The 8,753-nt window shown below is 32.5% G+C and carries 7 protein-coding genes; 4 read left to right on the top strand and 3 right to left on the bottom strand.

Annotated elements, in window-relative coordinates:
* The first annotated feature begins 4 nt into the window (after positions 1–4).
* Together J1D01_RS03080 and J1D01_RS03085 are read left to right on the top strand one after the other, a co-directional pair.
* Positions 5–1,396: a RagB/SusD family nutrient uptake outer membrane protein gene (locus tag J1D01_RS03080; protein WP_421149789.1), complete on the top strand. Its 1,392-nt coding sequence runs from the start codon at positions 5–7 to the stop codon at positions 1,394–1,396.
* A complete protein-coding gene (locus J1D01_RS03085) occupies positions 1,397–2,929 on the top strand; it encodes a TlpA family protein disulfide reductase (protein ID WP_421149790.1) in 1,533 nt (510 codons plus the stop codon). It begins immediately after the preceding gene.
* 18 nt (positions 2,930–2,947) lie between these two features.
* Here J1D01_RS03085 and J1D01_RS03090 read toward each other — a convergent pair whose 3' ends face one another.
* The 3 genes from J1D01_RS03090 to J1D01_RS03100 form a co-directional block, all read right to left on the bottom strand.
* Positions 2,948–3,241, bottom strand: a complete 294-nt coding sequence (locus J1D01_RS03090) for a hypothetical protein (RefSeq protein ID WP_421149791.1) — start codon at positions 3,239–3,241, stop codon at positions 2,948–2,950.
* A 228-nt stretch (positions 3,242–3,469) separates the two neighbouring features.
* Positions 3,470–4,420: a helix-turn-helix domain-containing protein gene (locus tag J1D01_RS03095; RefSeq protein WP_421149792.1), complete on the bottom strand. Its 951-nt coding sequence runs from the start codon at positions 4,418–4,420 to the stop codon at positions 3,470–3,472.
* A 162-nt stretch (positions 4,421–4,582) separates the two neighbouring features.
* Positions 4,583–4,954: a hypothetical protein gene (locus J1D01_RS03100; RefSeq protein ID WP_421149793.1), complete on the bottom strand. Its 372-nt coding sequence runs from the start codon at positions 4,952–4,954 to the stop codon at positions 4,583–4,585.
* Between the two features lie 237 nt (positions 4,955–5,191).
* On the opposite strand from J1D01_RS03100, the gene J1D01_RS03105 reads away from it, so the two are divergent.
* Both J1D01_RS03105 and J1D01_RS03110 read left to right on the top strand, forming a co-directional pair.
* Positions 5,192–7,618, top strand: a complete 2,427-nt coding sequence (locus J1D01_RS03105; RefSeq protein ID WP_421149794.1) for an aminotransferase class I/II-fold pyridoxal phosphate-dependent enzyme — start codon at positions 5,192–5,194, stop codon at positions 7,616–7,618.
* Between the two features lie 73 nt (positions 7,619–7,691).
* The gene (locus J1D01_RS03110; RefSeq protein ID WP_421149795.1) at positions 7,692–8,549 is read left to right on the top strand and encodes an RteC domain-containing protein; all 858 of its coding nucleotides are present in this window, start codon (positions 7,692–7,694) and stop codon (positions 8,547–8,549) included.
* Positions 8,550–8,753 lie beyond the last annotated feature (204 nt).

Here is an 8,753-nt window from a genome sequence, read left to right on the forward strand (position 1 = left end):
AACTATGAGAAAGTATAAATTTATAAAATATATCATTTTAACAGGATATTTAATACTGTCATTAAGTGGCTGTGAAAAGGATTGGCTGGATGAAAAGTCTGATATAAATATGGTGGTTCCTGAAACCATAAAAGATTTTCAGGCACTTCTAGATAATGTATATGAAGTTAATAGGAATTATTCTTTTTTTGGGAATGTTGCCACCGATAATTATTTTGTAGAAGATGATGATCTAGGAGCTCTTTTTGAGTATGAAAGAAATATGTATAGTTGGGACAAAGAGATAGTTTGGAGTAACGGGGTTTCGAATGAGTGGAACTATCCTTATGAAGTTGTAGGTTATGCTAATCAGGTGCTTGAAGGACTTGATAATATAGATACAAAAGAAATTGGTTATAATAATTTAAAAGGACAAGCTTACTTTTACAGAGCATTTGCCTATTTTAATCTTAGTCAGGTGTTTTGTAAGCCTTATGATAAAAATACAGCAGTATCTGATTTGGGGCTTCCTATACGCTTGAGCGCTGATGTCAATGAAATAAAAAAAAGATCCTCCCTAGAGGCTTTATATTTGCAGATTATTTCAGATGCAACAAAAAGCTTGGAGCTTTTGGATCAAACACCTAAGTATATTCAGAGACCATCAAAAGTAGCAGCTAATGCATTATTGGCAAGAGTTTATCTTATGATGGATGATTTTGAAAAAGCATTGCTGTTTGCTGATGAAGTATTGAAATTTAAAGGTACTTTAATTGATTTTAATAATCCTGAATTAGTATCTCATACCTATGCATATAAATTTCCTGCTAGAGGAATTGGTAATCCAGAAATTATATTTTATGTTTTTAGTAATCCTCAAAGTTTTGCTGTTACCTATGTAGGTAATAGTGTTCAAGCAAGTCAGGAACTTTATAACCTTTATGATAACAATGACTTACGTAAAGAGTTCTTTTTTTATTCAGATGGAACCAGATTGAATTATGTTTCTAATTATACTGGAACATTTTATGGTTTTGGCGGACTATCTGTAAATGAGATAATATTAATTCGAGCCGAATGTAATGCCCGTCTTAATCATTTAGAACTAGCTAACAAAGACTTGAATGATTTACTCAGAAATAGATATAAGGAAGGTTTTTTTGATGAAAAAGTATATGAAAACCGAGATGTGTTATTAAAAGTAATCTTAGAGGAACGTAGAAAGGAATTACCTCAAAACGGCAATGTTAGATGGGAAGATTTGAGGAGGTTAAACAAATATTCAGAGCATCAAATAACACTTTCTAGAGTAATTAATGGGCAAACACGTTCTTTGCCTCCCAATGACACGCGCTACGTTTTACCTATTCCAGAAAATGAGATAAGAATTAGTGGGTTAGAACAAAATATTAGATAAATGAAAAGGGGGCTATTAGTTTTTGATGCTGGTTGTTTTGCTGTACTTCTATCTTTTATAGTCTTTGGTAGTTATGATGCATTTCAACACAAAAATAAAAAACAACGGTATGCAAATAGTTTACAATTAATATTATCCTATAATAAAGCTCAAAAGGAAGATACACTTTTCTTAGAGGTTGGAAGCACTGCTCTTAATAATAGAGGGAAAACAGTTTATTATGCTGCAATGAATGAAGACAGTACGTTTCGGTTTAACGTTCCAATTAACTATGATTTTGGATATTTGAATGTAAAAAAATTGCGTAAAACATATCGAAACGATAACAAGTTTTTATTATATAGGGCTTTTTGGGAAAAAGGTGATAGTATTTCTTTCAAGGTTAATGAAACTAACCATACACCAATACCAATTGTTTATAAAACATTTAAAGGTAAAGGGGCTAAAAAGTATGAGGTTAGAGAGAAGTTAGATAGTACTTTGACGGAAGTGCGCAAAAAATATAAGTTATCTTTAAATATTAAAGAAAGGAATCCACTAAGGGTAATATATTCAAGAAAAGTGGAGACAGATATGCTAAACTTCCTGTCTTTTTATGATGATTCAATAACACCGTTAGCGTATGATGTTTTTAAGACAAAAATACTAATGATGCCCTATGAATCAGCAATGTTATTTATCCTTAGTAAACGTCCAGAGAGAAGTAGTCAGTTTAAGCAGGCATCACAAATGGCTTCTTTGTTTTTTCCCACTACGAAATTGGTTAAGAATGAGCGTGCCCTAGCTAATTCTATAGAATATATTCAATTTTATCGAAATTGTTTTTCGCGGTACAACCAAATGATAAATGCTCGTTTATCTAATGATTTGTTTGCTCGAGCCGCGACTGATCCAGAAAGTCTTTTAAGTATGATCATTGATAATAGTAAAGGAGATATTCGTCAAGCACTTATTATTAATTTTTTGTATGATATTGGAGCTTCAGAAGATTATAGAGATATATATTTAAAGGCAAAGAAACACTTAGTAAGTGAGCCTTACTTGTCTGAGTACTCTAACTTACTATCACAGGTTAAATCAAATTTACATTCTTATGTGTTTAAAGATACTAATAAAAAGAATGTGGCGTTATCTAATTTTCAAGGAAAAGTAGTGCTCTTAGATAATTGGTTTTCAGGATGTGGTGGATGTATAGCCTATTACAAAAGTGTTGTTAAAAAAGTAGAATCTCATTTTAAAGGGGATGAATCGTTTATGGTGGTTTCCATATCTAAGGATACGGATTATGAAAAGTGGATACAAGCTATAAATAGCGGGCGGTACTGTCACCCAGAAGGAGTCAATTTATATACAGGAGGTGATGGAGTTAATCATGGACTCTTTAAAGATTTTAATATAATAGCTAGTCCTACTCCCATTTTAATGGATTCGAAAGGTAATATGGTGAGTAGTTTCACAGATCCCGAATTGTTTAATCCTGATGTTTTAATTCATAAGATTGAGAAATTATTAAAAGAAACCAAGGCTAATTAAAGCCTTGGTTTTTGTTAATTAAGGACGCCAATCTGTTACTATAGCCTTACTTTGTATTTCAGAAGCGCTCATCGGAGAGGTTAATTCCTGAGTCGATTCAAATCTACATGGTTTTAACCCAGAAGAGCAGTCGTTACTACCAGGCTCACCTGGTGAGAAAATAATTTTACCATCTTGATTTACACTATCATAGTGATAAACATGTAATTCTACTGATTCTTTTTCTGGATTTACTACAGAGTCACTATTCGCAAATCCGTAGGTGCCAATTGCAATAACTATTGCAAGTATGGCAAGTTTTAATTTATTCATAATATTAAAATTTAAAATGATACCTACTCTATTTTAAGGTTTTCGGCTACCCCTTAACAATTGCGCAACAGTGTTTTATAAATACTTTTTTGTTGTAATACAGTATTAGGTATTCTATAATCATTTCATATCAATTGACTTAAATTGTTAATCAATGATGTAAAATTATAAAAGGGCTTTGATACCTAGAGGATTAGGTTTGGTCTGTAAAGGATTAATAGGATAAGTTTACTCTAAATCCTTTGCAGTTCTTAGGGCTTTTGGTCTGTAACCATATCTGTTTTTAAACTCTCTGGAGAAATGGGACGCACTTTTGAAACCAACCATTTTAGCAATTTCTTTAAAAGACTTTTCTGTGTGGGCTACAATAATATGCGCTTTTTTAAGACGCTCTTCTTTCAAAAATTGAAAAACAGTCATGCCGTATAGCTCTTTAAATCCTTTTTTTAGTTTAAATTCATTAGTGCCAAAAGTTAATGCCATATCTCTTAGAGATGGGAGTTGTTCGTCTAAATGGCTTTTTATGTGTTCTCCTGCAGCTCTAATTTTATCAATATCTGAAAGTTGTAGAAAGGTTTTATGTGTTTTTTTAGGCTGTAGTAAATGGTTTTGAATTTTTTGATATAAATTGTTTTCAATAAGACTTCGGGTTTGTATAATATCAAAGGTTGTAATAATAGTTTTGCCTATAAAGCTCGTATTATTTGTAAAATGTATAATATGGCAATAGGTAGGAAGTAATAGACCTTTTTTGGTTTTAAAATCTAATTGAATAGATACTTCGTTTGTCTCATGTTTTATTAATTTGTTTTGAGTATTCTTCCATGTTATTAATGAGGTTTTGTGTAGTAATGTGTCAAAAGGTTTATTAAACAAATACTGATTGTCATAACCTAAAGATTGGACCGTATGTTTGTTGATATCTTCTATGCAAAAATGCGTGTCCAGCACTAAAATAGCCTGAATGGCATACCTGTAAGAATCATGAAAATTTACATAACCTTGGTGTAAAAAAGAATCCTTTATTTCTTCAGTGGTCATGTTAATTAAAGCTGTAAGTGCTTCAATATCATCTTTCTTTTCGCTGCGTTCAATTCGAGTTGATAGATTCCCTTTTGAAAGTTCTAATAGCTGTAGGTAGATTTTTTTTAAACGATGATCGTTGTCTTCTGTATTCATAATAAACAGTTTAAAATACGAGAGCACATTTTTAATTTTAATCCCTTAGCTATAGGTTTTTCTTAAGGTGGTAAAAAGACTATATGTCTTGATAACGATATTACCAAGTTTTGTGAAAGTACCAGTTAATGAATTTAGAAAGATAATAGGAATGCCTGCAATCTATGAAGTGAAACCCGACAAAAACCGTATGGCATCATCGTAAGTGGTATGTACTTCGGTTGGTATAGGAGGTGTATTCCCTGTAACATAAATTTTAGAGAATATTAAAGACAAAGGAGTGTCCGAAACCAAAGCAATGGCCTTTATAAATACCGAGCCTTCTGCAGCAAGGTATCTCCGGGCATCCATGTCAATGCTTCTTACGCCTCTAATGTCGCATAAAACAGGATAGGCTTTTCCTTTTTGTAATTTTAATCTATCCGATAAAATAGCCATGGCATCAGAAAGAAGAATGTCTACATGTTCCTTATAAACAAAAAAGAGAATGCCGCCCTTTAACCAAAAGGATGCATAGTTATTTTCTAAATTCATTAACTGGTACTTTTAATAAACCCAATGAAATTAGTAATTTTTTATTAAATAACATGAAATGTATTGATTTATAGGTAGATACTAATCTGTTAGGGATTAAAACTAGTCTGAAAAGGATTTTTTAGTGGTTACTAAAGGTCGACTGTTATATACTAGTAAGATTTTATTTAGATTAAAAAACAAATAATTAGTATCAAACTAATTATGAATTAGTACAATCATAAAGGTTACTTTCAAATGTCAAAAATTAAGCGCAATAATTTTCTGGATACGGTAGATGAAGTATTTACAGATGCAAAAAATCAAGGCGTTTTACATTTATATGCGGAAGGAGATGTGTTTAATGGACGAAAAATAAGTGTGAAAGGCAAATCGTTATTTCATTTTGGAACCACAGGGTATTTGGGGTTAGAACAGGATGTAAGGTTAAAGAAGGCAGCTTCAGAGGCGATTTATAGGTATGGCACGCAGTTTCCATTATCTAAAACGTATATTTCACACCCTTTGTATCGGCGTTTGGAAGATAGAGTAACACAAATGTATGGAGCTCCCATTATTATCACTAAAAATAGCAGTTTGGGACATATAGGTGTAATTCCCAGTGCGGTATCAGATCAAGATGCTATTATTTTAGATCACCAAGTGCATTGGAGTGTTCAAAGTGCTGCTAAAACATTAAAGCTTCGGAGTGTTCCCGTTGAAATGATTCGCCATAATCATTTACAAATGTTAGAGGATAAAATCAAAAAACTATCGTCCAAACATAAGAAGTTATGGTATATGGCAGATGGATTGTATTCCATGTATGGAGATGAGGCACCTGTAGAAGAACTTATGAAGCTTAGTAATAAATACCCGCAATTACATTTTTATTTTGATGATGTACACGGTATGAGTTGGACAGGAAAAAACGGAACTGGATTTGTGATGAGTAAATTAGGGGAGTTACCAGAGCATGTATTACTTTTTGGAACCTTGAGTAAAACCTTTGGGGCGAGTGGTTCTGTTTTAGTTTGCTCTAACAAGAAGCTTTACAACAGGATAAAAATGTTTGGAGGACCTCTCACTTTTTCTGCTCAGTTAGAACCTGCTTCGGTAGCTGCAGCTATAGCCTCTGCTGATATCCATCTTTCTCCAGAGATTTACAGGCTTCAACGAGAGCTGTTACAGTGTATAAACTTTTTTAATACAGAACTCGATAAAACTAATTTACCTTTGATTAAGAGGAATGATTCGCCTGTTTTTTATATCGGCACTGGAATGCCCATTACTGGATACAATTTTGTAAACCGTTTAATGAGGGAAGGTTTTTTTGTGAACTTGGGGATTTTTCCTGCAGTACCTGTTAAAAACACAGGTGTTCGTATCACAATTTCAAGGCATAATCAACCCGAAGAGATTAAGGCTTTAGTGCAAGCTATGGTTTATCATTATCCCAAGGCTTTGCAAGCTACATACTCATCTCATGATAAAGTATGTAGAGCTTTTAATCTACCTATACAAACACCTGATGTATCAGAGTTACCTCAATCTTATGGAGTGACTATACAGCAGGAACAGAGTATTTTAAAAATAGATAAAGACGTCTGGAATGTACTTTTTAGTGAAGGTGGCGTTTTTGATTGGGATGGCTTATTATTTTTAGAACAGGTGTTTTCAGGTAACAACCAAAAAGAAAACAATTGGAACTTTTATTATTTTATAGTAAGAGATCAATTATCAAAACCTATTTTGGCAACGTTTTTCACTTATGCGCTTTGGAAGGAAGATATGTTAGCACCTGTAGCAGTATCAGAGCGTATTGAAGCTAAAAGGTTAGAAGCCCCATATTATATGACTTCATATGTGCTTTGTATGGGGTCGTTGTTTACAGAGGGGAAGCATCTATACTTAGATAAGTCCCATCCACTATGGTATAATGCTATGCAAAAACTTTTAGACGCCTTGGAAATATTAGATAGTGAATTGAATGCAAGTATGCTTGTTTTCAGAGATTTTGAAAAGGCTGAAGTGCTCAATGAGTTTTTTCATAATCATGGGTTTTTTAAGGTGTCGATGCCAGAGTCAGCGGTTATTAAGAACTTAAATTGGAGTGGGACAGATAATTTTATAAAGACACTCTCTAAGAAATCTCGAAACCATTTTAAGAAAGATATTGTAGCATTTACCGAGTGCTTTGATATTGAAATATCAGACGAAATAATGGATGAACACATAAATTTGTTTTACACACTTTTTGAAAATGTGAGAAAACATAATTTAGGTCTAAATACGTTTGGGTTTCCAAAGAATTTACTTAAATGTATGTCAAATCACAATCAGTGGGAGTTCATTATACTACATCTAAAATCAAACTATACTGTTGATGAAAAATCTATGCCTGTAGGGGTTATGTTCTGTTATAAAAATGCCACAGGTGTATATGTTCCTGCCTTTATAGGAATGAATTATCAATACGCTCATACGTATCAGGTTTACAGGCAATTGCTTTTTCAAGCTATAAAAAGAGCAGGAGAAATGGGGTTTCAAACTATAGATTTTGGAATGACTGCTGGTTTTGAAAAAAGAAAATTAGGAGCTGCCGTTACAGAGAAAATAGCTTATATACAAGCAAAGGATAATTTTTCCATGGAGCTTATGGAAATGATGGAAACTAAAGGGTGATTATAATAAAACATATTTCTAAGAAATTATTGGAATACCTATTCTCTCCAGGGTATGATAAAGATATGGTGGGATGGATAGAAAGTACAAGCATGTAATTGAATCGTTCAAAGCAAAGTTGGAGGTTATAAATAAAGGCAAACGAATTCCTTTAAAGCAGACGAACGAAGGTATACATTTGTGTAATAATACATTGTATCGTCTCAAATGTATCATAGAGGAGTGTGGATTTAAAGATGTAGAGGGCGAAATATACTTTTTTAAAAAAATAAAATCATTTCCTCTTAGTTTCCTAGTGTATTTTAGTGAAGTTAGATCCTGTGAGTTATTAATGCCTAAAATAGGAGTTAATAATCAGCTTACCTTTCTTAAAAAAAAGATTCGTAAGGTTAACAAGTTTTTTAATAGGAATTGGGATTTTGTGCATTATATGGAGCAGGAACAAACTTATTTGGACCGGCAATATTTCACAAGAGAAAACCAAGTATTTCCACTGTATGCACTTCCAGAAGCTTGTTATTTAGATCCCAAGTTTTTTACTTCAAAAGATATGTTGTGGGCAAGAATTCAAGGTATGAACCAGTTTATTATTTATATTAAAAAGTTGATTAAGGATATTGAGATGCAACGTAAAGGTAATCGTCCTGATAATCAAATATCAAAAACACTACATTGGACAGCTTCAAAATCAGCCTTAACAGAACTTATATATGCTCTTTACTTAACACGATCCATAAATGATGGGCAAGAGGATATCAAAGCAATTGCCGCTAATTTTGAAACCTTATTCGGAATTCAATTAGATAATATATACAAATCCTATTTTGAAATTAAAGCGAGAAAAGGAAGTCGCGCTCGATTTCTTAAAAACATGCTGAATCGGTTTATTGAGAAAATGGAAAAAGATGATACGTTTATTGAGGAATATTGATAAAAGCAACAATAAATCATACGTAATTACGAACAGATAACGTTTTGTGATTTTCTAAACAACTAGAAAAAAACAGCTGCTCAATTTGGTAAAATTTGCTATTAAAAAGCGTTAATTGCTTAAAAATTTGTCAATTTTTAAAATGTTAAAATTATTACGTAATTACGTATAGCTTGTGAATAAAATCCAAGGATTCCCAACAAT

It is taken from the genome of Seonamhaeicola sp. NFXS20 (assembly GCF_049132085.1).
Classification (GTDB): domain Bacteria; phylum Bacteroidota; class Bacteroidia; order Flavobacteriales; family Flavobacteriaceae; genus Seonamhaeicola.